Annotated in this window: 20 protein-coding genes, 1 pseudogene and 1 riboswitch; of the genes and pseudogenes, 9 read left to right on the top strand and 12 right to left on the bottom strand. The window is 71.3% G+C overall.

The annotated features are described in order from the left end of the window. Positions 1 to 39: 39 nt before the first annotated feature. From ACFY10_RS21605 to ACFY10_RS21595, 3 genes are read right to left on the bottom strand one after another with little or no spacing between them, the layout of a single operon-like run. The gene (locus tag ACFY10_RS21605; RefSeq protein ID WP_390666789.1) at positions 40 to 1,479 is read right to left on the bottom strand and encodes an NAD-dependent succinate-semialdehyde dehydrogenase; all 1,440 of its coding nucleotides are present in this window, start codon (positions 1,477 to 1,479) and stop codon (positions 40 to 42) included. Next, the gene (locus ACFY10_RS21600; protein WP_390666788.1) at positions 1,476 to 4,472 is read right to left on the bottom strand and encodes an FAD-binding and (Fe-S)-binding domain-containing protein; all 2,997 of its coding nucleotides are present in this window, start codon (positions 4,470 to 4,472) and stop codon (positions 1,476 to 1,478) included. Before ACFY10_RS21600 ends, ACFY10_RS21605 begins: the two co-directional genes overlap by 4 nt. Next, positions 4,424 to 5,692 (bottom strand): aspartate aminotransferase family protein, encoded by a 1,269-nt coding sequence (locus ACFY10_RS21595; RefSeq protein WP_390666787.1) that lies wholly within the window; start codon positions 5,690 to 5,692, stop codon positions 4,424 to 4,426. The genes ACFY10_RS21600 and ACFY10_RS21595 overlap by 49 nt, the downstream gene beginning before the upstream one ends. A gap of 306 nt (positions 5,693 to 5,998) precedes the next feature. Here ACFY10_RS21595 and ACFY10_RS21590 point away from each other — a divergent pair, with 306 nt between their 5' ends. Continuing rightward, positions 5,999 to 7,624, top strand: a complete 1,626-nt coding sequence (locus ACFY10_RS21590) for a PucR family transcriptional regulator (RefSeq protein ID WP_390666786.1) — start codon at positions 5,999 to 6,001, stop codon at positions 7,622 to 7,624. Position 7,625: 1 nt separating this feature from the next. Here the strand turns inward: ACFY10_RS21590 and ACFY10_RS21585 are convergent, their stop codons facing one another. Further along, complete coding sequence (locus ACFY10_RS21585) at positions 7,626 to 7,760, bottom strand: hypothetical protein (protein ID WP_390666785.1); 135 nt, start codon at positions 7,758 to 7,760, stop codon at positions 7,626 to 7,628. 295 nt (positions 7,761 to 8,055) lie between these two features. On the opposite strand from ACFY10_RS21585, the gene ACFY10_RS21580 reads away from it, so the two are divergent. From ACFY10_RS21580 to ACFY10_RS21570, 3 genes are all read left to right on the top strand, one after another. After that, positions 8,056 to 8,271, top strand: a complete 216-nt coding sequence (locus tag ACFY10_RS21580) for a hypothetical protein (RefSeq protein ID WP_390666784.1) — start codon at positions 8,056 to 8,058, stop codon at positions 8,269 to 8,271. Positions 8,272 to 8,377: 106 nt separating this feature from the next. Beyond that, complete coding sequence (locus ACFY10_RS21575; RefSeq protein WP_390666783.1) at positions 8,378 to 9,712, top strand: PP2C family protein-serine/threonine phosphatase; 1,335 nt, start codon at positions 8,378 to 8,380, stop codon at positions 9,710 to 9,712. Between the two features lie 95 nt (positions 9,713 to 9,807). Then, on the top strand, positions 9,808 to 10,824 hold the full coding sequence (locus ACFY10_RS21570; protein ID WP_390666782.1) for an MASE1 domain-containing protein: 1,017 nt from the start codon (positions 9,808 to 9,810) through the stop codon (positions 10,822 to 10,824). An 8-nt stretch (positions 10,825 to 10,832) separates the two neighbouring features. Here ACFY10_RS21570 and ACFY10_RS21565 read toward each other — a convergent pair whose 3' ends face one another. Beyond that, positions 10,833 to 12,692, bottom strand: coding sequence for an ABC transporter ATP-binding protein (locus tag ACFY10_RS21565; RefSeq protein ID WP_390666781.1), 1,860 nt, complete (start codon positions 12,690 to 12,692; stop codon positions 10,833 to 10,835). 315 nt (positions 12,693 to 13,007) lie between these two features. On the opposite strand from ACFY10_RS21565, the pseudogene ACFY10_RS21560 reads away from it, so the two are divergent. Beyond that, positions 13,008 to 13,355: pseudogene (locus ACFY10_RS21560) on the top strand (arabinofuranosidase catalytic domain-containing protein); the annotation flags it as partial. 159 nt (positions 13,356 to 13,514) lie between these two features. On the opposite strand, the gene ACFY10_RS21555 reads toward ACFY10_RS21560, so the two are convergent. From ACFY10_RS21555 to ACFY10_RS21535, 5 genes are all read right to left on the bottom strand, one after another. Then, positions 13,515 to 14,825, bottom strand: coding sequence for an LLM class flavin-dependent oxidoreductase (locus ACFY10_RS21555; RefSeq protein ID WP_390667100.1), 1,311 nt, complete (start codon positions 14,823 to 14,825; stop codon positions 13,515 to 13,517). A gap of 38 nt (positions 14,826 to 14,863) precedes the next feature. Continuing rightward, positions 14,864 to 15,919 carry an aliphatic sulfonate ABC transporter substrate-binding protein gene (locus ACFY10_RS21550; protein WP_390666780.1) on the bottom strand — a complete coding sequence of 352 codons (1,056 nt, stop codon included), beginning with the start codon at positions 15,917 to 15,919 and terminating at the stop codon, positions 14,864 to 14,866. Positions 15,920 to 15,988: 69 nt separating this feature from the next. Continuing rightward, positions 15,989 to 16,729 (bottom strand): ABC transporter ATP-binding protein, encoded by a 741-nt coding sequence (locus tag ACFY10_RS21545; RefSeq protein ID WP_390666779.1) that lies wholly within the window; start codon positions 16,727 to 16,729, stop codon positions 15,989 to 15,991. Next, positions 16,726 to 17,613, bottom strand: coding sequence for an ABC transporter permease (locus ACFY10_RS21540; RefSeq protein ID WP_390666778.1), 888 nt, complete (start codon positions 17,611 to 17,613; stop codon positions 16,726 to 16,728). Before ACFY10_RS21540 ends, ACFY10_RS21545 begins: the two co-directional genes overlap by 4 nt. Continuing rightward, complete coding sequence (locus ACFY10_RS21535; protein WP_390666777.1) at positions 17,610 to 18,512, bottom strand: TauD/TfdA dioxygenase family protein; 903 nt, start codon at positions 18,510 to 18,512, stop codon at positions 17,610 to 17,612. Before ACFY10_RS21535 ends, ACFY10_RS21540 begins: the two co-directional genes overlap by 4 nt. Before the next feature lie 455 nt (positions 18,513 to 18,967). Here ACFY10_RS21535 and ACFY10_RS21530 point away from each other — a divergent pair, with 455 nt between their 5' ends. Continuing rightward, positions 18,968 to 19,360, top strand: a complete 393-nt coding sequence (locus tag ACFY10_RS21530; RefSeq protein ID WP_390666776.1) for a cupin domain-containing protein — start codon at positions 18,968 to 18,970, stop codon at positions 19,358 to 19,360. Positions 19,361 to 19,507: 147 nt separating this feature from the next. Here ACFY10_RS21530 and ACFY10_RS21525 read toward each other — a convergent pair whose 3' ends face one another. Next, positions 19,508 to 19,879 (bottom strand): hypothetical protein, encoded by a 372-nt coding sequence (locus tag ACFY10_RS21525; RefSeq protein ID WP_390666775.1) that lies wholly within the window; start codon positions 19,877 to 19,879, stop codon positions 19,508 to 19,510. Between the two features lie 273 nt (positions 19,880 to 20,152). On the opposite strand from ACFY10_RS21525, the gene ACFY10_RS21520 reads away from it, so the two are divergent. Then, positions 20,153 to 20,515: a four-helix bundle copper-binding protein gene (locus ACFY10_RS21520; protein ID WP_390666774.1), complete on the top strand. Its 363-nt coding sequence runs from the start codon at positions 20,153 to 20,155 to the stop codon at positions 20,513 to 20,515. Between the two features lie 93 nt (positions 20,516 to 20,608). On the opposite strand, the gene ACFY10_RS21515 is transcribed toward ACFY10_RS21520, so the two are convergent. Further along, positions 20,609 to 20,998, bottom strand: a complete 390-nt coding sequence (locus ACFY10_RS21515) for a hypothetical protein (protein WP_390666773.1) — start codon at positions 20,996 to 20,998, stop codon at positions 20,609 to 20,611. A gap of 94 nt (positions 20,999 to 21,092) precedes the next feature. Continuing rightward, positions 21,093 to 21,206, top strand: a riboswitch (SAM riboswitch). A 33-nt stretch (positions 21,207 to 21,239) separates the two neighbouring features. On the opposite strand from ACFY10_RS21515, the gene ACFY10_RS21510 reads away from it, so the two are divergent. Then, positions 21,240 to 21,356, top strand: coding sequence for a putative leader peptide (locus ACFY10_RS21510; RefSeq protein ID WP_390666772.1), 117 nt, complete (start codon positions 21,240 to 21,242; stop codon positions 21,354 to 21,356). A 236-nt stretch (positions 21,357 to 21,592) separates the two neighbouring features. After that, on the top strand, positions 21,593 to 23,209 hold the full coding sequence (locus ACFY10_RS21505) for an ABC transporter substrate-binding protein (protein WP_390667099.1): 1,617 nt from the start codon (positions 21,593 to 21,595) through the stop codon (positions 23,207 to 23,209). Positions 23,210 to 23,211 lie beyond the last annotated feature (2 nt).

Here is a 23,211-nt window from a genome sequence, read left to right as displayed (position 1 = left end):
CTTCGCCGCCCGCCTGCCCCTGCGCGCTCCCTGCCGCAGTCACCTCACCGGGATCGCCAGGTACTGGTACTCCAGGAACTCCTCGATACCGACCCGGCCCCCCTCCCTGCCCAGCCCCGACTGCTTGACGCCGCCGAACGGCGCGGCCGGGTTGGACACCAGACCGGTGTTGAGGCCGACCATGCCCACCTCCAGGCGTTCACTGACCCGAAGCGCCCGGTCCAGGCCCTCGGTGAAGAGGTAGCCGACCAGGCCCCAGGGGGTGTCGTTGGCGCGGTGCACGACCTCGTCCTCGTCGTCGAAGGTGAGGATCGCGGCGACGGGGCCGAAGATCTCCGTGTCCATCAGGCGGCTGCCGGAGTCGACGTCGGTGAGTACGGTCGGCGGGTAGAAGCAGCCCGGGCCTTCAGGCGTACGGCCGCCGACGAGCACCCTGGCGCCGCGCTCCACCGCGTCGGCGACCAGCTCCTCGACCTTGGCCCGCCCGGCCGCGTCGATCAGGGGGCCGACGTCGACGCCGTCGCGGGTGCCGGGGCCGACGACGAGGGCGCCCATGCGCCCGGCCAGGCGCCGGCCGAACTCCTCGGCCACCGAGCGGTGGACGAAGAAGCGGTTCGCGGCCGTGCACGCCTCGCCCATGTTGCGCATCTTGGCGAGCATCGCGCCGTCCACGGCCGCATCGAGGTCGGCGTCGTCGAAGACGATGAACGGCGCGTTGCCGCCCAGCTCCATCGAGGTCCGTACGACGGTGTCGGCGCACTGCGCAAGGAGCAGCCGGCCGACGGCGGTGGAACCCGTGAAGGAGAGCTTGCGGATGCGTCCGCCGCGCAGGAGCGGTTCGCACACCTCGCCCGCGCGGGAGGTGGTGACGACGTTCAGTACGCCGTCCGGCAGGCCCGCCTCCTTCAGGATGGCGGCCAACGCAAGGCTGGACAGGGGGGTTTGCGGGGCCGGCTTGAGCACCATCGTGCAGCCCGCCGCGATCGCCGGGCCGATCTTGCGGGTGCCCATGGCGAGGGGGAAGTTCCACGGGGTGATCAGCAGACAGGGGCCGACCGGGCGGCGGGTGAGCAGCATGCGGCCCCGGCCGTCGGGGAGGGTGCCGTAGCCGCCGTCGATGCGGACCGCCTCCTCCGAGAACCAGCGGAAGAACTCGGCGGCGTAGGCCACTTCGCCCCGCGCCTCGGCGAGCGGCTTGCCCATCTCGGACGTCATCAGGCGGGCGAGTTCGTCGGTGCGGGCGAGGATGATCTCGTGCGCGCGGCGCAGGATTTCGCTGCGTGCCCGCGGTGCCGTACGGGCCCACTCCTGCTGGGCGTTGACGGCCGCTTCCTTCGCGAGCCGGGCGTCCTTGGGGCCCGCGTCGGCCACCTCGCAGAGGGTCTCGCCGGTCGCGGGGTCGTCGACGGGCATGGTGGCGCCGTCCGCGGCGTCCGCCCAGGCACCGCCGATGAACAACTGCGTGGGGGTGTCGGTCATGAGGTCTCTCCTGGTCGGTCGGCGGCCGGGTCGAGCAGTTCCGCGAGATGCAGGGCACGGATCCCCCGGTCACCGGCGAGGTGGTCGATCTGGGTGGCGCAGCTGAAGCCGTCGGCCACGACGACGGCACGGGTGTCCGGGGCGATGGCGTCGAGCCGTGGCTTCAGCGCCAGGCCGGCCACGGCCATCGAGGTGTCGTAGTGCTGCTCCTCGAAGCCGAAGTTGCCCGCGAGTCCGCAGCAGCCCTCGGCCTCGTCGACCCTGCGTACGCCGAGGCGGTGCAGCAGCTCGCGTGGGTGACGGCTCTTGAAGGTGGCGTATTCGTGGCAGTGGGGCTGCAGGACGACGTCGTCCGGCAGGTGGGGAGGCGTCCAGCCGGGCGCGGCGAGGTCGGTCAGGGCGCCGGTGAGGGTGTGGACGCGGGCCGCGACCCGCCCGGCGGCCTCGGTGCCGAGGAGTTCGGGCACGTCGCGTTTGAGGGCGGCGGCGCAGCTGGGTTCCGCGACGACGATCGGCAGGTCGCCGCCGTCGTCCAGGCGGGCGACCGTGCGGGCCATCACCCGGCGTGCGATGGACAGTTGGCCGGTGCTCACCCAGGTCAGTCCGCAGCACAGGCCGGCCTCGGCAGTGCACGGGAGGCCGGCGTCGTCGAGCACGCGGGCCGCGGCCCCGGCGACCCGGGGGCGGAAGGCGCGGGTGAAACTGTCGACGAAGAGAACTGCCTTCGGCTGTCGGTCGGTTCTGGTGGTTGTGGCCCGGCGCAGGACGGAGCGCAGGGTGCGGCGGGATGCGAACGGCGGGATGGTGCGTCGGGTCGTCACGCCGCCCAGGCGGGCCAGGAGTCTGCCCAGAGGGCCGCGGAGCAGGGCGTTGAGCGGGCGGGCCGTATACCCGGCGAGCTTGGAGGTCAGCGGCAGCCAGCCCAGCGAGTAGTGGGAGCGGGGGCGCAGGCGGCCCCGGTAGTGCTGGTGCAGGAACTCGGCCTTGTACGTGGCCATGTCGACGCCGACCGGGCAGTCGCTCGAGCAGGCCTTGCAGGACAGGCACAGATCGAGGGCGTCGCGGACCTCGGTGGAGCGCCAGCCGTCCCGGACGGTCCCGCCGCGCACCATCTCCTGCAGCAGCCGGGCGCGGCCCCGCGTGGAGTCGTTCTCCTCGCCGGTCGCCCGGTAGCTGGGGCACATCACACCGCCCGCATCACTGCGGCATCGGCTCACTCCGACGCAGCGCCGCACGGCACCGGCAAAGCCGTCCGCGTCGTGCGGGAAGCTGAACTCCGTGTCTATGAGCGGCAGTTGGTGCAGGGCGAGATCGGCGTCGAGGGGAGCCGGGGCCACGATGACGCCGGGGTTCAGCAGCCCCTCGGGATCGAAGATCTCCTTGAAGGCGGCGAAGGTGCGGATCATGCGGTGGCTGTACATGACCTCCAACAGCTCGCCGCGCGCCCGCCCGTCGCCGTGCTCGCCCGACAGCGTGCCGCCGTGCTCGACGACCAGGGCGGCCGCCTCGGTGAGGAAGCGGCGGGCGGCGGCCCGGCCGGGGTCCGAGGCGAGGTCGAAGTCGATGCGCACATGGACGCAGCCGGCGCCGAAGTGCCCGTACAGCACCCCGGTCAGGCCGTGCGCGGCCAGCAGCTTGCGGAAGTCGCGCAGGTAGCCGGCCAGGTTCTCGGGCGCGACCGCCGCGTCCTCCCAGCCGGGCCAGGACTCCCCGCCGTCGACGAGGCGGGCGGCCAGCCCTGCGCCGTCCTCGCGGACGCGCCACAGGGAGCGCCGTTCTGCGGGGCTGTCGACGACCCGCCCGCCGGTGGTCCGGCCCAAGGCGGCGAGTGCGTCGAGGAGTTCGGCCGCCCGGCGGTACACCTCCGCCTCGTCGTCGCCGTCGAGTTCGACGTACAGCCAGGCGTGCCCCTCGGGCAGTCCGGTCACGGAGTCCGGGCCGCGGCGGGCGCGCATCGTGGCGACAATCGCCTCGTCCATGCCCTCCACCGCCGTGGGCGACCGGCGCAGGATCTCCGGCACGTCCTCGGCCGCGTCGACGACGTTGTCGTAGCCGAGGGTCAGCAGCGCCGAGTGCCGGGCGGTGGCCGTCAGCCGTACGGTCGCGGCCGTGACGACCGCGCAGGTGCCCTCGGTGCCGACCAGGGCGCGGGCCATGTCGAAGCCGTTCTCCGGCAGGAGGCGGTGCAGGTGGTAGCCGGAGACCTGGCGGGGGATGCGGCCGAGTTCGGTGCGGATGGGCGCCAGGTTGTCGTCGATCAGGCTGCGTACGGCCGACTCGAGCCGGGCGATGTGTTCGGCGTCCGCGGGGTCGACAGCGCGCAGCCCGTCGTGGTCGGCGATCGCGCGTACGCCGTCGGCGGTGACGAGCTCCAGGGCCTCGATGTGGCCGCTGGTACGTCCGTGCCGCACCGACCGGTTGCCGCACGCGTCGTTGCCGATCATGCCGCCGAGGGTGCAGCGGCTGTGCGAGGACGGGTCGGGGCCGAAGGCCAGCCCGTGCGGGACCGCCGCTTTCTGGAGCGTGTCGAGGACGACTCCGGCCTCGACGCGGGCGGTCGACGTATCCGGGTCGATGTGCAGGATCCGGTTCATGTACCGGGAGAAGTCCAGGACCACACCGGGTCCTACGGCGTTGCCCGCCATGCTGGTGCCGCCGCCGCGCGCGGTGACCGCGAGGCCCGCCTCCCGGCAGGCCCGCAGCACCGCGACCACGTCGTCGGCGGAGCGCGGGAAGGCCACCGCCTGCGGCGGGACACGGTAGTTGGAGGCGTCGTAGGCGTAGGCGCCGGTGGGGCCCGGGCCGGTTTCGACGCGCAGACGCTCCGCTGGAAGCGCGGCGAGAAGTGCGGCGAGGTGCCGTCGGTCGTCTGCGGCTTCGTCGTGGCTGGTCGCGCAGTTCCCCGCGCCCCTTTGGGGCGCTGCCCGTCCGCCAGGGGTGTCCGTCATCGGGCGGACGAACCCGATGTGCCGGTCTCCACCGCGGTCGCCCATGCCTGAAGTCCCTCGTCCACCGCAGTCTCGTCGATGACGAGGGCGGGAATCATGCGTACGACCTGGTTCCAGGCCCCGCACAGCAGCAGGAGCAGGCCCTCGTCGACGGCGGCCTTCTGCACGCGGGCGGCGGTCTCGGGGTCGGGGCTGCCGTCCTCGGTGACGAACTCGGAGGCGAGCATCAGCCCGAGGCCGCGTACGTCGCCGATGGCCGGCGTCCGCTCCGCCACCGCCTCCAGGCCGGCGCGCAGCCGCTCCCCCATCGCCTCGGCGTTCTCCACGAGCTTCTCGTCGCGTACGACGTCCAGCGTGGCGCAGGCTGCCGCGCAGGCCACGGCGTTGGCGCCGTACGTGCCGCCCTGCGAGCCCGGCCACGCCCTGCTCATCAACTCCTCGGAGGCCGCGATCCCGGACAGCGGAAAGCCGCTGGCCAGGCCCTTGGCGGTGACGAGGATGTCGGGGGTGACGCCGAAGTGGTCGTGACCCCAGAACCGGCCGGTGCGGCCGACGCCGGTCTGCACCTCGTCGAGGATGAGCAGGAAGCCGTGGCGGTCGGCCCGTTCGCGCAGACCCTCCAGGAAGGCGCGGGTCGCGGGCACGTAGCCGCCCTCGCCCAGCACCGGTTCGACGATGACCGCGGCGGTGTCGGCGGGCGAGGAGATGGTCTGGAGGGTGTAGTCGAGTTCCTGGAGGGCGAAGCGGGTGGCGGTGTCCTCGTCCCAGCCGTAGCGGTAGGCCGTCGGGAACGGGGTGACGACCACTCCGCTCATCAGCGGCGAGAAGCCGGAGCGGAAGCGGATACCGGAGGTGGTCATGGCGGCGGCGGCGACGGTACGGCCGTGGAAGCCGCCGTGGCAGACCAGGACGTTGGGGCGGCCGGTGGCCTGGCGGGCCAGCCGCAGCGCGGCCTCGACCGCCTCGCTGCCGGAGTTGGTGAAGAACAGGCTGTCCAGACCGGCCGGCAGCACCTCGCCGAGCTTGCCGACGAGGCGGCGCAGCGGCTCGTGCATGACCGTCGTGTACTGGCCGTGGATGAGGGTGCCGACCTGCTCCTGGGCCGCCGCCACCACCTTGGGGTGGCAGTGGCCGGTGCTGGTGACGCCGATGCCGGCGGTGAAGTCGAGGTAGCGGCGGCCGTCCTCGCCGTAGAGGTGGACGCCCTCGCCCCGGGCCGCCACGACGGGGGTGGCCTGGCGAAGGTGCGGCGACAGTGCGGTCATGTTCGTCTCCTGGCCCGTACGGTCTCGGCTGCTCCGGTCCTACGAGCGTCCCGGCCGCTCCGGGCGGCCACAACGCCTGAACTGTCCAGCCGGAGCACGGTGTTCGGACGTTGTGTCAACCGCGCTGCACCGCAATGCGCCGATTCGGGGCGTCGGGACGCGTGACCGGTGCGCCTTGCGCAGGTCAGCACCGCTTGTCACAGTGTCCGGGCAGGTGGCAGGGATCAGTGCCGTGTCACATTCCACTGAACTGTGCCATGTCACATTCCACTGAGCGGAGGCCCGATGCCCCTGAGCGGAGGCCCCATGCGCGAGAACGCCGACCCGGCAAGCCGTCCGCTCACCGTCGCCGACGCGCTGGCCCTGCCCGTGCTCGCGGCCGGGCAGCCGCAGGTCGTCACCGGGGTGGACCGCCTGGACCGGCCGGTCCGCTGGGTCCACATCACCGAGCTGACGGACCCCGCCTCCTTCCTCAAGGGCGGCGAACTCGTCCTGACCACCGGCATGCCCCTGCCCGAGGAACCGGCCGGAGTGCGCCGGTACGTGGACGAACTCGCCGACGTCGGGGCGGCAGCCCTGGTCATCGAGCTGGTACGGCGCTACCACCGGCCGCCCGACGCGCTCGTCGACGCCTGCCGGGCCCGCGGCCTTCCCCTCGTCACGCTCGCCGCGGACGTCAACTTCCTGGAGGTCACCCAGGTCGTCCATGCGCTCCTGCTGGGCAACCAGACGCACGCGATGCGCCGGACCCAGCGCATCCACGAGGCGTTCACCGCGCTGACGCTGCGCGGTGCGGTGCCCGGGGATGTCGTGCGCGCTGCGGCGGAGATGAGCGGCCGTACCGTCGTCCTGGAGAACCTGGTGCACCAGGCGCTGATCTGCGAACCCTCCGGCAGCACGGTGGACGAGGCGCTCACCGGCTGGGAACAGCGCTCCAGGGCCGTGCCGTCCCGCGACCGCACCGAGGTGTGCGGCGGCGAGGGCTGGCTCGTCGCACCGGTCGAGTACCAGGGCGAGCGCTGGGGCCGTGCGGTCATGCTCCCGTCCCCGGCCCGCACGGGGCCGTCGGGCTTCGGGCCCGAGGACGTCACCGTGCTGGAGCGGACGGCGATGGCCCTGACCATCGCCCGCCTCATCCACACCACGCCCTGGGAACGCACCGCGCACCGCAGCGCCCTGCGCGACCTGGCCGAACAGCGCCACCGCTCCCCCGAGGACGCCCGCGCCCGCTTCGCCGCGCTGGGCCTGCCCACCGAGGACTGCGGCTTTCTCGCCGTACTGGTGGACACGCGCGCGCAGGACGACCGCGCGCAGTCGGCGGAGGGCCTCCTGTCCGAAGAGCTGCGGACCGCGGGGGTGCCGGCGCTCGTCGGAGTCCTGGCCCCCGGCAGGCTCGGCATCCTTCTCGCCCTGCGCCCCGGCCAGGCGTGGCGGGCCATGGTCGAGCGGCTGAGCCGCACCGCGCTCGCGCTCGCCCCCGAGGCGGTGGTGAGCGTCGGCTCCGAGGTCGCGGACCTGTCCGACGCCGCCCGCTCGTTCCGCGAGGCGGGCCGCGTGGCGGCGGCCGCCCTGCCCGGACTGCCGCTCCCCGAGGGCCGTTCCTTCCACGAACTGTCCGACATCGGCCTGCGCCGCCTGCTGTACGCGCTGCGCGAGGACATCCGCGTACAGGACTACGCCGAACGACAGCTCGGCCGGCTCGTCGACCACGACACCCGGCACGGCACGGACCTGCTGACGACCCTGCGCCACTACCTCGAAGCGGCCGGCAACAAGACCACCACCGCCCGCCGCGGCAACCTCTCCCGGGAGACGGTCTACCAACGCCTGCGCACCATCGAGCGGCTGCTGGACTGCGACCTGGAATCGGGTGAACAGCGCACCGAACTGCATGTGGCGCTCGCCGCCTTGGACGTCATGCGGGCTCGCTGAATCACCCCTCGGCGACCCCGCCGTCCGTGGAGGCACCGGAGGCGATCCCGTACACCGGCTCCGGCACCGACGTCGGCTCCAGGAGTACGGAGGGGCGGCCGTCGATGGTGAGGCGGCGCAGGGTGCGCTCCCGCATGCCGGACCGGCGATCCTGGTCGTGGCGGCCGCCACGATCGTCCTGAACCCGCTGTTCAAGAGCCCTCTGCAGGCTTTCGGCGATACGGCCGCCCTGCTGCCGTCGGCCTGAGACCCGCCGCAAGGACGCCTCGGCGGTTGCCCGTGCGTACCGCGCCCGCGCTCGCCGTGACGACCGGCCCGATCGCGGCGCACTGCGGCAGCGACGGCCCTTGGCCCAGCACCGGACAGCCGGCCCGTGCTGCAATGGCCCGCGCCAGGCTCGTCAGCACCGCGAACGTCGTTGCGGGCCGGCCATGGGCATCTCCACGACGGCCACGCCGAGCAACCACACCCACCCGTCGCTTGTCTTCCGGCCGCTCGTGGACGCGCCGCCCGTCCCCGTCGTCCTGGCCTGGCGCGAGGGCCCCGGGCACCCGGCCGTCCCGGACCTGCCGGTGCTCGCACACGAGGTGTCGGCGAGCGGAACCGAGGGCGCCGCGGTGCGCCACCGCTCACCGGGGTTCGGCTGATGTGCCACATCCTTGGCGCCGGGACGGTGCCGCCGGTGGAGTAATTGCCGTTCGCCCTGGTCGGCCGTGCGACGCTGGGGTCTCGAGATCGTGTCAGGAGGCCGGAATGACGGGAGACAAGGAGGGAAGACAGCCGAGGCAGCCGGACCTGCACGACCTGCAGCTGCGCCTGCGTTCCGAGGTGGGCCGGATCGACGAGCAACTGCGCACCCTGCTGTCCACCATGGACCGGCTGCAGGGCCTGCTGGACGCGGTGATGGCCATCAGCCGCGAGGTGGAACTGCCCGCGGTACTGGACCGGATCGTGACCACCGCGATGGACCTGGTCGGCGCCCGCTACGGGGCACTGGGCGTGCTCAACGAGTCCGGGGAGGGCCTGGCGCAGTTCATCTCGGCCGGTCTGTCCGAGCAGGAACGGAGCGCTCTGGCCGAGACCGGTCTGCCCCGTGGCCTGGGCGTCCTCGGCCACCTGATCCGCTACCCCGAGCCCCTGCGGGTCGACGACATCCCGGCCCATCCGTCCTCCGCCGGGTTCCCGCCCGGCCACCCGCACCTGCACACCCTGCTCGGCGTCGCCATCAGCGTGCGCGGCGAGATCTACGGCGACCTCTACCTCTCCGAGCGGCGCGACGGACGGCCCTTCGACGTGCACGACGAGAACGTCGTCGTCGCCCTGGCCGGCGCCGCCGGCATCGCGATCGAGAACGTCCGCCTCTTCGAACGGATCCGGGTGGGAGCCGAGCAGTTCCAGCGGCTGCTGCTGCCCACCCTGCCCGACCTGGGGCCGTTCACCGCCGCCGCCATCTACCGGCCCGCCGCCGAGCCCAGCCAACTCGGCGGGGACTGGTACGACGCCATCCCGCTGCCCGACAACGTGGTGGCGGTCGTCATCGGCGACGTGGTCGGCCACGATCTGCAGGCCGCGGCCGCCATGGCCTCCACCCGCAACATGCTGCGCGCGCTGCTGTTCGACCAGCGCAATTCGCCCGGCGCGATCCTCGCCCAGCTCGACCGGACCCTGGAGGCCCTGACGAACAACCCCGTCACGACCACCACCCTGGCCCGTATCGAACCGGAGGGCCCGGGCTGGCGGATGCGCTGGAGCACCGCGGGCCATGTCCCGCCGTTGCTGATCACTCCTGAGGGCGCGGTGGAGTACCTGTTCGTCGAGCCCGGGCTGCCGCTCGGCGTCGACATCGAGCAGCCCCGGCCCGACCACTCACGCCTCCTGCCCCCGGCTGCCACCGTGGTCTTCTTCACCGACGGGCTGGTCGAACATCCCGACCACTCCATCGACGAGAGCCTGAACGAGCTCGCCGAGCTCGCCACGGCCCATGCCGCCCTGCCCCTGCCGTTGTTCGTCCAGGCACTGGCCGATCACCACCCCAGCGACGGTCACGACGACATGGCCATCCTCGCCCTGCGCGCCCTGCCCACCTGACCGGCACGGCCGAGCCGCAGGTCCGGCACCGTGGAGGATCCGGGGGATCCGACGGATGATGGGCTTCGGGGCGAGGTCGACACGGAGGTCGCCCGATGGCTGTCGCGCGGCATGAACGGCTCCGGCACAGCGGCTTGGCCGCCCTGGAGATCTGTGTCATTGCCGCGCTGTATTTCGGCTCGGCCAAGGTGGGGCTGCTGCAGCAGCTGGTGCGCGGCCAGGTCACCCCGCTGTGGCCGCCCAGCGGTATCGCGGTGGCGAGCCTGCTGCTGCGCGGCCCGCGGGTCTGGCCCGGGATCGCCCTCGGCGCGTTCCTGGTCAACGTCTCGCTGGGGCCGTCCGTCCCGGCCGTGCTCGCCATCGTGGCGGGCAACACCCTCGCGCCCGTCTGCTCCTACGTGCTGCTGCGCCGCGTGGGATTCCGCAACGCGCTGGACCGTTTGCGGGACGCACTCGCCCTGATCTTTCTCGGCGCCTTCACCGGCATGCTGGTCAGCTCGACGACAGGCAGCGCGACCCTGGTCCTCGCCGGTGTGCTGGGCACGGGCGACTTCTGGCCGACGTGGTCGGTCTGGTGGACCGGTGACGCGATGGGCGTCATGGTGGTCACGCCGGTGCTGCTCGTCCTGCGCTCGGCACACCGGCCGAAGGACGCGCCGGCGTCCCGGTGGCTGGAGGGGCTGCTGCTGGTGGCCGCCACGGCCGGCGTCGGTCTCCTCGAGACCAGCCACGCGCCGCTGCTGTTCCTCGGCTTCCCGCTGCTGATCTGGGCGGCCTTCCGCTTCCAGCTGTCCGGGGCCGCGCCCTGCGCCCTGGCCGTGTCGACCTTCGCGATCATCGCCGCCGCCCAGGAAACGGGCCCGTTCCACGGTCACGACCTGCTCACCAACATGATCACCCTGCAGGCGTTCAACGGCTCCGCCTCACTGACCGCGCTGCTGCTCGGGGCGGTCGTCAGCGAGCGGAACCAGACCCAGCAGGAGATCGCCCGGGCCTGCGGGCAGCTCGCCGAGATGGTGGCCAGGATGGCCACCGGCGACCTCCGCCCCACGCTTCCCTACCGGCAGAACGAGAAAGAAGAGCAGGGCGAACAGGCGCCGAGACGGGCGTGACCCGTCGTTCAGTGCAGGTCGGCGCGGGCGGGGCCGTCTGCTACGGCACTGCCTGCGACGGCGCTGTCGTCCGCGGCAGTGTCGTCGAGGAAACCGCCCGACTGGTGCTGCCACAGCTTCGCGTAGGCGCCCTCCGAGGCGAGCAGTTCCTGGTGCGTGCCCTGCTCGACGATCCGTCCACGGTCGAGGACGACGAGCCGGTCCATGCCGGCGACCGTGCTCAGCCGGTGCGCCACCACGAGCGCCGTGCGCCCCTCCATGAGCCGCCACAGCGCCTCCTGGACGAGGATCTCGCTCTCGGAGTCCAGGGCGCTGGTCGCCTCGTCGAGCAGCAGGATCGGCGCGTTTCGCAGGATCGCCCGGGCGAGGGCGACCCGCTGGCGCTGTCCGCCGGACAGTTTGACGCCGCGCTCGCCCACCATGGTGTCGAAGCCGTCCGGCAGCGCGTCGGCGAACTCCGTGACGTGCGCCGCCTCGGCCGCGCGGCGGAGCTCGGCGTCGGTGGCGTCCGGCCGGGCGAAGGCGATGTTCTCCCGCAGCGTGCGGTGGAACATCGCCGGGTCCTGCGGCACATAGGCGATCAGGCCGCGCAGGTCGGCCTGGCGCATCCTGCTGATGTCCTGCCCCCCGATCAGGATCCGGCCGGCGTCGATGTCCGTCATCCGCAGCAGCAGCCGGGTCAGCGTGGTCTTGCCCCCGCCGGACCGGCCGACGAGACCGATCTTCGTCCCGCTGGACACGGCCAGGTCGAGGCCCTCGAAGAGCGGATTCCCGCCCCCGTGGGCGAAGGTCACCCGCTCGAAGCGGACATCGGCGGGCCCCGGCAGCAGTTGCTCAGGCGACGCGGGGTCGAGCACGGTCGGCGGAACCAGCAGCAGTTCGGTGAACTGCGCGGCCTCCGTCATCGAGCTTTCCAGGCGGCGGTAGATCTGGTTGAACTCGAACATGATCTTCGTGGCGTTGCTGTAGTACGTGAAGGCGACCACGACCGCCTCCACGCCGTGCTCGCCTCCGCCGAGCGCGACCGCGAGCAGCAGGCCCAGCACATTGGTCAGTACGGACATCGGCGCGACCAGCGTGTCGATGCGCAGGTTGCCGTAGTCCCACGACCTCAGCATGAGCCGCCGCGAGTGGGCGACGCGGGTACGGTGCTCGGCGGCCTCGCGGTGCTCCGCGGCGAACGCCCGCACCGTGTCCATGTTCATCAGACTGTCGGCGACATGCCCCGACACCCGGGCGATGGCCTCCTCACGCTGGTCGACCAGCGCCTGGCGGCGCCGGATGAGAGGCGCCACGCACAGCGCCGTCAGCGTGATCATCACCAACAGCCCGACGACGAGCAGCGGTTCGTAGCGCCACAGCACCACCGACCCGAACACCAGCGGTACGAGGCTGCCCACGATGTTGAACGTCAGTGTGTCGGCGAACTCCTCGAAGCGGGAGGCGAAACTCAGCACCCGCTTGGTCAGCGCCCCGGCGAAGTTGTCGTGGAAGAACGCGGCGTCCTTGGCGAACAGCTCGTCCATACCGAGCACATACAGGTGCTCGATGCCGAGGGCGTCGACGCGGTTCAGGCAGTGCAGACCGATACGCCACATCCCCTCCGACAGCAGCAGGACAGCGGCGAAGCCGAGGACGTACGGCAGTGTCGAGCCGATGCCGATACCGGCGTCCGCGGCGATACGGCCGACGAGCTTCGCGACGACCAGCGGCGCGATGTAGCTGAGCCCGATGTTGCCCAGCGCGGGCAGCAGCATGCCGGGCACGGCCCACAGCCGCAGCCGGCCCAACTCCCGTCCGTAGTAACGAAGTGCGAGGAGCACGGAGCCCCTGCGCGGCGACACCTTGCCCGATTCAGGTAATCCCATCCCGATCCCGTGTGGTTGTTGCGGCGGACCTGCGCGTGCTGCCTCGGTGGGGTTGCCGTCGGAGTGAGCGCCCTTGCACGGTCGCGGCGACGCCATCGCGCGCATACGGGCAGGCCAGGGATGGGAGTGTCCCGCGCCCGCACCCGCGGCGTCCAAGCGTTTTCCGTCGTCTCCCGGTTGGCTCAAACGTCGTCCGTCACGGCTTCGCGCCCGACCCGTCGAGCAGAACCGGAACCTGCCCCGCCGCGGCAAGGCGGGCGCGCAGCCGTGCCGCGTCCTGGCCGGGCGGCAGGCCGTGGGCGCCGCGGTACTCGCGCCGACCTCGAAAACGGCCTGTTCTCAGGCGTCAACGCCCGTTACAACGCGGGCGACCCGTCGATCAGCCACCGTTACCTCACCGCGGTCGTCAAGGGCGGACCGGGCCGCTGGTCCATCCGCGGCGGCAACGCCCAGTCCGGCTCCCTGTCCACCTTCTACAACGGCGCGCGCCCCAACGTCTCCGGCTACAACCCGATGAAGAAGGAAGGAGCCATCATCCTCGGCATCGGCGGCGACAACAGCCACGGATCCGCCGGCACCTTCTACGAAGGTGTCATGACCTCCGGCCATCCGTCGGACGCCACCGAGAACGCGGTGCAGGCCAACATCACCGCAGCCGGTTACGGCAGGTAGGACGGCACACAAGAAGGGCCTTCGCAGCCTCCCGCCTGCGCGGGCTCTTCGCGCCGTCGGGCCTCCCGGATCAGTCGGGGAACTCGGGCCCGACCGCAGTGCGGGCGCGTCTTGCTCAGCCCCTGGACGCGCAGCGCCGGCGGCTCGATGTCAGTCGCCGGACGCATGAGGCCGAGCCCGGTGGAACTGGTTGGCCGGCACCGGCAGCCCGTAGTGCTCGCGCAGGGTCGTGCCTTCGTACTCCTCCCGGAACAGGCCCTTGCCGCGCAGGATCGGCAGAACGTGCTCGATGAAGGACTCCAGGCCCGACGGCAGGGCCGGAGCCATGATGTTGAAGCCGTCCGCCGCCCCGCCCTCGAACCAGCTGATGACGGTGTCCGCCACCTGCTCCGGGGTGCCGATGAACTCGAAGTGGCCGCGGCCGCCGCCGAGCCGCGAGATGATCTGGCGCACCGTCAGCTTCTCGCGGACGGCCAGCTCGATGATCAGGTCGGAGCGGCTCTGCGAGCCCTCCAGCTTGGGCCGGGCGAGGATGAAGTCCGGCAGCGGCGCATCGAGTTCGAACACGGACGGCTCGGTCTCGAAGACCGCCGCCAACTGGCGCAGCCCGTACTCCGGCACGCGCAGTTCGTCGAACTGCCTCGCCAGCGCCCGGGCCTCCTCCTCCGTCGACCCGATGTACGGCACGATGCCCGGCAGCACGATCACGCCGTCAGGGTCACGTCCCGCCGCGCGGGTCCGCGCCTTGATGTCGGCGTAGAAGGCGGCCGCCCGCTCGTACGTCTGATGGGCGGTGAAGATGGCCTCGGCGTGCCGGGCCGCGAAGTCCTTGCCGTCCTCGGAGGAACCGGCCTGCACGAGCAGCGGGTAACCCTGCGGCGGACGCTCGACGTTGAGAGGGCCGGCCACCTTGAAGTACGTGCCCCGGTGGTCGAGTTGGTGGAGCCGGGACGGGTCGGCGTAGCGCCCCGTGGCCTTGTCCGCGAGCAGGGCCTCGGCCTCCCAGCTGTCCCAGAGGGCCTTGGCGATGTGCAGGAACTCGTCGGCCCGGGCGTACCGCTCGGCGTGGTCGGGGCGGTTGACGAGGCCGAAGTTGGCCGCCTCGTCGGCGCCCGCCGAGGTGACGATGTTCCAGCCGGCGCGGCCGCCGCTGACATGGTCGACCGAGGCGAGCCGGCGGGCCAGGTTGTAGGGCTCGTTGTACGTCGACGACACGGTGGCGATGAGGCCGATCCTGCTGGTCGCCTGGGACAGCGCGGTCAGCAGCGTGAGCGGCTCGAGCTGGCCCGGCGGGCGGAACTCGCCGGTGCCGATGAGCGCCGGGCCGTCCGCCAGGAACAGGGAGTCGAACTTGGCGCTCTCGGCCAACTGGGCCAGCCTGACCCAGTGTTGGAGGTCGAAGTCGGCCCGCGGGTTGCTGTGCGGGAGCCGCCACGCCGCCTCGTGATGGCCGGCCTCCATGAGGAAGGCGTTGAGGTGGAGCCGGCGTCTTCCCCCGCTCACGACTGGACGTCCAGCTTCGAGCTGTCGTACCCGGCCGGGAGGAGGTTGTCGGCGATCGACGCGACATCGACCTTCTTGGTGATCTGCCCCGCCTCCAGGAAGGCGTCGGCGAGCTTCTGCTCGGCCGCGATGTCCGACTTCTCCACCGGGGTCACGCGGGTCTCGAAGGCCTTCAGGGACGTCTTGGCGTCGGCCAGGGGGATGCCCTCCTCCTTGGAGATCGCCTCCGCGTACTTGTCCTCGTGCTTGATCGCCCAGGCGAACTCGTGGGCCAGGCGCTCGAGTACGTCCGTGAGGGCGGCCCGCTTGGTCTTGTCGTTCAGCGACTTCTCGCCGGCGACGTAGTAGCTGCTGGTCTGGTCGATGGGCGGGAGGCCCTTGGCCAGGATCCGCGCACCGTTCTTGACGGCGATCGCCGACTGGGGGTTCCAGATGGACCAGGCGTCCACCTTGCCGGTGTTGAAGGCCGTGGCGCCGGCCGCCGGGTCGAGGAAGACCAGCTTCACGTCCTTGGGGGTGAGGCCGACGCTCTTCAGCGCGTTCAGGGCCAGGCCGTGGGCCGAACTGCCCTGCGGGACGGCGAGCTTCTTGCCCTTGAGGTCCTTGAGCGTCTTCAGCGTGGAGCCCTTGGGGACGATGATGTTCTCGCTGGACTGGGTGGGCGTGAGCGAGCGGTTGACGGCGACGACCTTGAAGCCGTACTCCTTCGCCGCTCCCGTGATCGGCGGTACGTCGCCGACGCTGCCGAGGTCGATGTCGCCGGACGCGGCGGCCTGCACGAGCGGCGGGCCGTAGGTGAAGCGGGCGAACTTCACCTTGTAGGGGGCGTTGTCGAACACGCCGGTGATCTTCGCGAGCTCCTGGCTGCCGTCACCGCCGTTGTCGCCGATGGTGAAGGTGTACTTCTTCCACTCGGGGTGGCTGTCGGCACTGGATCCGCTCGCCTGACTCAGCGGGGCCGCCGCCTCCGACTCCGTTCCGCAGGCGGCGAGGGTGCCCGCGAGGGCGAGCAGGCCGAGGGCGCCGACGATACGGGAGGGTGTTGTGGGCATGGTTTCTCACGTGCTTTCTGTGCTGGGGCGGGGACGAGTCGGGGGGTGGCGGAGGTAACCGGGCTGGTTTCAGTGCTGGTTGGCCAGACCCAGGTCTTCGAGGAGCGAGGAGCGCAGCTCCTCGCGGGCGACGCTCGCTTCGCGGTCGGCGGCCGACAGCTCGACGAGGTGGGAGGTGCCGATGCGGCCGTTGCTCATGACGACGACCCGGTCGGCCAGCGCGATGGCCTCGTCGACGTCGTGGGTGACGAGCAGCATGGCCGCGTGGTGCTTGCTGCGCAGGGCCCGTACGAGGTCGTGCATGCGCAGCCGGGTGATGGCGTCCAGTGCCGCGAACGGCTCGTCGAGCAGGACGAGTTCGGGCTCGGAGACCAGCGCCCGGGCCAGCGACACGCGCTGGGCCTCGCCGCCGGAGAGCTCCTTGGGCCACGCCTTCTCGCGGCCCGTGAGTCCGACCTCGGCGAGGACGGCGAGGGCGCGCCGGTCGGCGTCCGGTCCGTGCAGGCCGAGGGTGACGTTGCGCAGCACCCGCTGCCACGGCAGCAGCCGGTCGGCCTGGAACACGATGGCGCGCTTGGCCGGGACCTCCACCCGCCCGCCGTCGGGCCGGTCGAGGCCGGCGAGCAGGCGCAGCAGGGTGCTCTTGCCGCAACCGGAAGGGCCCAGCAGGACCACCAGCTCCTCGTCACCGATGGTGAGGTCGAGGTGGTCGAGGACGACACGGTCGCCGAAGCGGCGGACGACCTGCTCGACGACGGCGCCGGCCTGCCGGCGGGGCCGCGTGTCCTGGGGGGCGATCGTGGTGGTCATGCTGCCTCATAACTGGGGCGCCACCGCAGCAGCACCCGCTCGAGAACCCGGACGAACTGGTCGGCGAGCAGACCGAGGAGCGAGTAGATCACCAGCCCCACGAAGACCTGGCCGGTCTGCAGGTAGGTCTGTCCCTGGGTGATCAGGAAGCCGAGACCCTTGTCGGCGTTGACCGTCTCGGCAGCCACGAGGCCGAGGACGCTGTAGGCGAGGGAGAAGCGCAGGCCCACCAGGAATCCCGGCAGGGCTCCGGGCACCAACACCCGTGTCACCAGGCGCCAGTTGCCCGCGCCCGTGGTCCGCGCCATCTCGATGAGCCGCTGGTCGACACCGCGGATCGCGGCGAACAGGTTGACGTACATCGGCACACCGGCACCGAACGAGATCAGCAGCACCTTGGTGAGCTCGTCGATGCCGAACCACACGATCATCAGCGGCAGTACGGCCAGCAGCGGGATGGTGTTGAGGATCTGCACGACGCCGTTGAAGAGATACTCGCCGCTGCGCAGCAGCCCGCCGAGGACGCCGCTGACGATGCCGACCGTGAGACCGATCGCGAGACCGATGCCGGCCCGCTGCAGCGAGACGGCCAAGTCCGGTCCGAGAACGCCCTGTTGCCACAGATCGACGGCCGACTTGACGATGGAGGTGGGCGCCGGGGCGTAGGTCTTCTTCAGGACTCCGGCCCTGGCGAGGAGCTCCCAGGCGATGAGGATCACGACCGGGGTCGTGTAGATGCCCAGCGGCCAGCGCAGCCGCTCGCGCAGGGTGTGCAGCGGCGTCCGCCGACGGGCGTCACGCGGCAGGAAGACCTCGCGCCCCGGGGCACTCGGCGGCTCGGCGGCCGGAACTACCGCCGGGCCCGTGAGGCTGACCTCGGTCATGCCGCCACCTCCACTTCCAGCACGCTGCTGTAGTGCGAGGCGTCGCCCACGAGTTGCTCGCTGCGGCGGCCGTCGACACCGACCGGTATCTCGCCCGCGACGGTCACGCGGTTGAGGCGGCGCGGGTGGTCGTCGTAGTTGTCCACCGCGTAGTGCTGGGTGATCCGGTTGTCGAAGATCAGCAGCTGGTTCGGGGACCACGTCCAGGTGAGGACGTTCTCCGGCCGGGTGACATACGACTGCAGGAGCCGCAGCAGATCCGCCGAGTCGCTGCTGGACAGACCGGCGATCCGCTTGGCGAACCCGCCGATGAACAGCCCGCGTTCACCGGTCAGCGGGTGCACCCGGACGACGGGGTGCTCGGTCTCGTACGGCGTCGAGACGAAGACCCGGTCGTACTCCGCGCGCTGTGCCGAAGTGGCCGCGGAGCGGGCGTAGTCGTACTGGTTGGTGTGTACGACGCGCAGCGAGTCGGCGAGGGCGCGCAGCGGGTCGGGCAGGTCGCGGTAGGCAGCGGCGGCGTTGGCGATGAGCGTCTGTCCGCCGTACGGCGTGATCACGATGGACCGGAGGGTCGTCAGCTGCGGGGGGTTGAGCACGAAGGTGACGTCCGTGTGCCACTCGTTCGCCTTCGAGGTCTCGCTGTCGACGGCGAGCACATTGGTCGTACCGTCGGCGGCCGGCACGTTCGGGTGGGCGGTCGTCAGCTCGCCGAACCATCCGGCGACCCGTTCCTGACCTGCGTTGTCGAGGTCGACCTGGTCGAACACGATCGCCTTGTGCTCGTTGAGGGCCTGACGGAGCGTCGTGATCGTCGCGGGGTCGGGGGGCGCCGTGAGGTCGACGCCCTCGACGACCGCGCCGATGCGGCTCGTGAGTTTACGGATGGACGGAGACATGCGGAGCTCCGAGAACTGTGAATGTCAGATTCAGGTCAAGGACGCGCAGCTTGCGGCCGCCGGTGCGTCAATGCACCGGCAGCCGACTGCGCGGACCTACCTCTGCCCCGGAATCGGGGACGAGAGGAGAGAAGAAAGAAGAAGAAGGAGGACCGGAGAGAGGAGGGTCCTCAACGACAACAGAACGCGCTGGAGACGTGCGCCAGGTCGATGTGGCGCCGCCGAGTCAAATCCACGCGCGGGGTCATGGAACGTGAGTTGAGCAGACGCCCGCGCCCTCGGTCAATGGGTTCCGGACAGGTATCACATTGCGGAAACCTGGAACGTCTCGGCGCAGCCGTGCGCCGCGTCCCTGCTCGCCAGGGAGCGGGGCGTGGGCTTCCGCCTGCGTGCGGCCCCCGCTCCGGCCGATCCGTGAACCCTCACTCCGGCCGATCCGTGAAAAGGTACTGCCGATGAGCAGACCCGAATCCGAGTTCCACCGTCCCCCGGCACCCTGGCGGCGGCCGCCCGGCGCGCCCGCCGGCGTGTGGGAGCAGATGCTGGCCGTGGATCCCGAGACGGGAGACGCCACCGTGCTCCAGCGGTACGAACCCGGGACGGACACCAGCCCGCAGGGCGCCGCCCGACACGACTTCTTCGAGGAGGTGTACATCCTCGACGGCTCCCTCACCGACCTGCGCCTCGGCGAGACGTTCACCGCGGGGATGTACGCGTACCGGCACCCGGGGATGGAGCACGGGCCGTGGACGAGCCCGGAGGGCGTGATGATGTTCGTGATCCGCAGCCATACGTCCAGCCGGGGCAGCCGCGGCCACGACGGCGTCGCCTCCCCCGACGCGCCCTAGCCGTCCGCGACGGCACCGGCCTCGACGCGCTGCTCAACGCCCGTGGCCATTCCCACGCGGCGGCGGTGTGCTCGCTGTCGGCAGGTCGCGCCGCAGTAACGCGCGCGGCCGCCGGTGGCCCGGGCATCGAGCCGGGCCCCGCACTCCTCACACCGTGGCGCCGCGTGCAGCGTGCAGCGTGCAGCGTCCCGGGACTGTCACGACAACCCCGCCCTTCCGTGACCGGTGCGGAATTCCGCAGACCCTCCAGTGCCAGGTGCACCATGCGAGTGCCGCCGGTCCGGTCGCGGTGAGCGGCCCGTATCGTTCCGCACCCGACAGTGAGCGCGGCGACATCGTCCGCGCGTCACACGCGTGCTTGCGCCCGTACGACGTCTCGACGACCTCGAGGAGGAAGCCGAAGAACGCCGGCACAGGGGCAGTTCGGGCAGCCCATCGTGCGGCGTCCACCAAGTCGTCGACCTGCTGGACGAGTACGGCCTCCAGCAGGATCTCCTTGCTGGGGAAGTGCCGGTACACGGTGCCGGCGCCGACCCCGGCCTGCCCTGCGATCGCGCCGAGCGAGACGTCGAGGCCGTGCTAGTCGATGTCACCCACTCCGGGGGATCGACCGCGAGTGGTGAGTCGATCACTCGCCTGGGCCAGCCTGTGACGCGGTCCACGCCGGGTCCGGGCACTTCGGGCAAAAACGCACGGAATGCTCCCGCCCGCCTCGTGGCAAGCGGGCACGAGAGGAAGTAGAACGAGGGGCAAGGGACCCGCCCCGGGCCCCCTCACCCCCCAGGAGGAGCCATGACCCAGACCGGCCCCATGACCGCCATGAGCAAGGAGATGCAGGACTGCGTCGAGGCGTGCATGTCCTGCCACGCCGTGTGCGAGGAGACCATGAGCGCCTGCATGCAGATGGGCGGCGCGCCCTCGATGCAGATCATGCGCGCGGTCATGGACTGCTCCGAGATGACCCGGATGTGCGCGGACATGATGATGCGCCGCTCACCCATGTCGGCCGAGATGTGCGCGATGTGCGCCAAGGCGTGCGACATGTGCGCCGAGGCGTGTATGTCCATGCCGGACGACCCGATGATGATGCGCTGCGCGGAGGCGTGTCGCCGCACCGCCGAGATGTGCCGCGCGATGTCGGGCGCCACGATGTGAGCCCTGCCTGATCGGCGTCGAGGGCACCCGCAGCCAGGTGCCCTCGACGCCGACAGCTGATGCTGTGACCGCGGGAGCGCACAGCCCGTTCGCTCAGTCGACCGGCGTGGCGGCGAGCGGTGGCAGATCCAGGTGGTCGCACAGGGTGCTGCCCCGGTACTCGGTGCGGAGGACACCCCGGCTCTGGAGTTCCGGGAGCGGCGCGCCGGCGAAGGTGACGAGGGCGAAGCCGGCGTGCTCGGCGAAGACGGCCGCCTCACGCACCGCCCGTGCGGTCGGGGTCACTTGGGCGGCGGGGTGGGCGCCGCCGTCGGCCTCCAGGGCGAGGTGCACACCGGGCAGCCGGTGTGGCGGTCCGTCATGGGGAGTTCCTCCGGTGGACGGCTCGGATGCAGGTGTGTGGTCAGGGGTAGGGGGCGGCCGGTCGCCACGGACCGGGAGATCGGCGGCGCGGGCGGCGAGGGCGCCCTCCGTGTCAGCCACACATCCCGGCACGTGAGACGGCCCCGCTCTCTCGAACAGGGCCCCCCGATTCCGGCATTGACGTACGACAAGACCGCTCCGTAGCATCGCGATCGGCATTGAGTGTCAGCGTCAAGCCCTGGCTCGCTGACCGGCAACCCTCCCGCGCGGTGGGGTGCTCCAGGTGAAAGCCCGGCGGGGTCATCGACGACTCCCGCAAGCGCGTGGCCCCGCAACCGGGGCCGGAGATGGGGGGACCGGCATGCGGCACTGCGGTGACCTGCCCGCCTCCTTCGCCGACGCCACGGCGTTCTCCCGGCTCTCGCGCCGACGCCACATCGATCTGAAGCGCTCGACCAGCTGCTTCTGTCAGGCCTGACGAGCCCGGTCGGCGCCGGCTGACGTCCGTCACCGGCCACAGCTGCATCGCGCCTCTCCCGTTGCCGCCTCTCGCGGTGTCCTCCCCCTGACCCCCTGTCTGTACAGCGCACCCCGTTCCCGGTGTCGATCCGGCCGGGGCCGCACGCCCATGCACGGCCGTGCCTCGCACGGCACCCCGTGCCTGGTGACACGAGTAGGAGAAACCCCTCCGTGACAGCACTTCCGGATTCCAGACTGTCCCGACCGTCTTTCCGCACCTCTCGATGGGCATCCCTGGCCGCCCTTCTGACCACCAGTGTTCTGCTGACCGCCTGCGGTTCGAGTGGCGAAGGCTCCGGCAGCGGAAGCGGCCAACCGAAGTCCGGCGGCACTTTGACCTTCGCGGTGGGGTCCGACGCCGGCTGCGTGGACCCGCAGCAGGTCGGCAGCAACGAGAGCATCTACTCGGTGCGCCAGACCGTGGACTCCCTGACCGACCAGGACCCCAAGACCGGCAAGATCGTGCCGTGGCTGGCCAAGAGCTGGGACATCGAAGCCAAGGCAACGACGTTCACCTTCCACCTGCGGTCGGGCGTCACCTTCAGCGACGGCTCGAAGCTGACCGCGCAGGTGGTCAAGGACAACTTCGACGCGGTGCCGAAGCTCGGCCCCCTGGGCGTCCTCGCGCAGGGCTTCCTGAGCGGGGTCAAGAGCACCACCGTGGTCGACCCGCTCACCGTCAAGGTGGTCTTCAAGCAGCCCAACGCCCAGTTCCTGCAAGCGACTTCGACCCACTCGCTGGGTATCGAGTCGTCGGCGAGCGTGAAGAAGACCCCGCAGCAGAAGTGCAGCAACGGCGTGATCGGTTCCGGGCCGTTCGTGCTGAAGCAGTATGTGCAGAACCAGTCGATCACTCTGGCCAAGCGCACCGGCTACGCCTGGGGCTCCTCGCTGCGGTCCAAGAAGGGCGAGGCCTACCTGGACAAGCTGGTGTTCAAGGTCGTGCCCGAGGCGGGAGTGCGGGCCGGCAGTCTCCAGTCCGGGCAGGTCGACGCGATCAGCAGCGTCGGCAAGGCCAACGAGGCGGCACTGAAGGGTGGTCAGGTCACCCTCCTGCGCCGGGCCAACCCCGGCGTGGTGTTCGGCCTCGGGCTCAACAACTCGCGGCCGCTGCTGAAGGACGCGAAGGTGCGCCAGGCGATCGTGGCGGCCGTCGACCGGAAGCAGATCGCCGACACCGTGTTCCCGACCGGCACCCAGCCGGCGACCAGCGTCCTGGCGCACACCACGCCCGACTACACCGATCTCTCCTCGGACCTCGCCTTCGACGCGGCCAAGGCCAAGTCCCTGCTGGACGCGGCCGGTTGGAAGGCGGGCAGCGGCGGTATCCGCGCCAAGAGCGGCAACAAGCTGAGCCTGACCATCACCTGGTTCCCCAACGCGGCCACCAACCAGCCCGCACTGGAGCTGGTCCAGCAGCAGCTGAAGGCCGTCGGGATCGATGTGGTGCTCAGGCAGCGCCAGGTCAGCGAGTTCGCCACCACGCTCCAGCGCGGTGACTACGACGTGGTGTGGGGCAACGTGACCCGCTCCGACCCGGACATCCTGCGCAGCTCCTTCTCCTCCCAGCTGGCCAACTTCTACCGGCTGCCTGCCAGTTCCCTGGATACGGCGCTGTCCGGGCAGGCCGCGACCACGGACACCGCGAAGCGCGCGCAGCTGGTGGCCGAGGCGCAGAAGCTGATCGTGCAGAACGCGTACAACGTGCCGGTGGTGGAGCTCCAGACCCAGTTGGCCGTGTCGAAGAAGGTGCACAGCCTCGACTTCGACTCGGGCAGCCGCATCCAGCTGCACGACACCTGGATCGGCTAGCG

It is taken from the genome of Streptomyces sp. NPDC001401 (genome assembly GCF_042895385.1).
Lineage (GTDB): Bacteria > Actinomycetota > Actinomycetes > Streptomycetales > Streptomycetaceae > Streptomyces.
Note: the sequence above shows the minus strand (reverse complement) of the source record. Positions and strands in the feature narration are given on the sequence as shown.

Bases quoted from the DNA above. Each gene is read 5' to 3' on its own strand.
- ACFY10_RS21600 (WP_390666788.1), bottom strand. From the start codon at position 4,472: ATGGGCGACCGCGGTGGAGACCGGCACATCGGGTTCGTCCGCCCGATG.
- ACFY10_RS21565 (WP_390666781.1), bottom strand. From the start codon at position 12,692: ATGGGATTACCTGAATCGGGCAAGGTGTCGCCGCGCAGGGGCTCCGTG.
- ACFY10_RS21575 (WP_390666783.1), top strand. From the start codon at position 8,378: ATGACGGGAGACAAGGAGGGAAGACAGCCGAGGCAGCCGGACCTGCAC.
- ACFY10_RS21555 (WP_390667100.1), bottom strand. From the start codon at position 14,825: ATGGAGGCCGGCCATCACGAGGCGGCGTGGCGGCTCCCGCACAGCAAC.
- ACFY10_RS21570 (WP_390666782.1), top strand. From the start codon at position 9,808: ATGGCTGTCGCGCGGCATGAACGGCTCCGGCACAGCGGCTTGGCCGCC.
- ACFY10_RS21595 (WP_390666787.1), bottom strand. From the start codon at position 5,692: ATGACCGCACTGTCGCCGCACCTTCGCCAGGCCACCCCCGTCGTGGCG.
- ACFY10_RS21520 (WP_390666774.1), top strand. From the start codon at position 20,153: ATGACCCAGACCGGCCCCATGACCGCCATGAGCAAGGAGATGCAGGAC.
- ACFY10_RS21605 (WP_390666789.1), bottom strand. From the start codon at position 1,479: ATGACCGACACCCCCACGCAGTTGTTCATCGGCGGTGCCTGGGCGGAC.
- ACFY10_RS21540 (WP_390666778.1), bottom strand. From the start codon at position 17,613: ATGACCGAGGTCAGCCTCACGGGCCCGGCGGTAGTTCCGGCCGCCGAG.
- ACFY10_RS21530 (WP_390666776.1), top strand. From the start codon at position 18,968: ATGAGCAGACCCGAATCCGAGTTCCACCGTCCCCCGGCACCCTGGCGG.
- ACFY10_RS21590 (WP_390666786.1), top strand. From the start codon at position 5,999: ATGCGCGAGAACGCCGACCCGGCAAGCCGTCCGCTCACCGTCGCCGAC.
- ACFY10_RS21510 (WP_390666772.1), top strand. From the start codon at position 21,240: ATGCGGCACTGCGGTGACCTGCCCGCCTCCTTCGCCGACGCCACGGCG.
- ACFY10_RS21535 (WP_390666777.1), bottom strand. From the start codon at position 18,512: ATGTCTCCGTCCATCCGTAAACTCACGAGCCGCATCGGCGCGGTCGTC.
- ACFY10_RS21585 (WP_390666785.1), bottom strand. From the start codon at position 7,760: ATGCGGGAGCGCACCCTGCGCCGCCTCACCATCGACGGCCGCCCCTCC.
- ACFY10_RS21550 (WP_390666780.1), bottom strand. From the start codon at position 15,919: ATGCCCACAACACCCTCCCGTATCGTCGGCGCCCTCGGCCTGCTCGCC.
- ACFY10_RS21580 (WP_390666784.1), top strand. From the start codon at position 8,056: ATGGGCATCTCCACGACGGCCACGCCGAGCAACCACACCCACCCGTCG.
- ACFY10_RS21545 (WP_390666779.1), bottom strand. From the start codon at position 16,729: ATGACCACCACGATCGCCCCCCAGGACACGCGGCCCCGCCGGCAGGCC.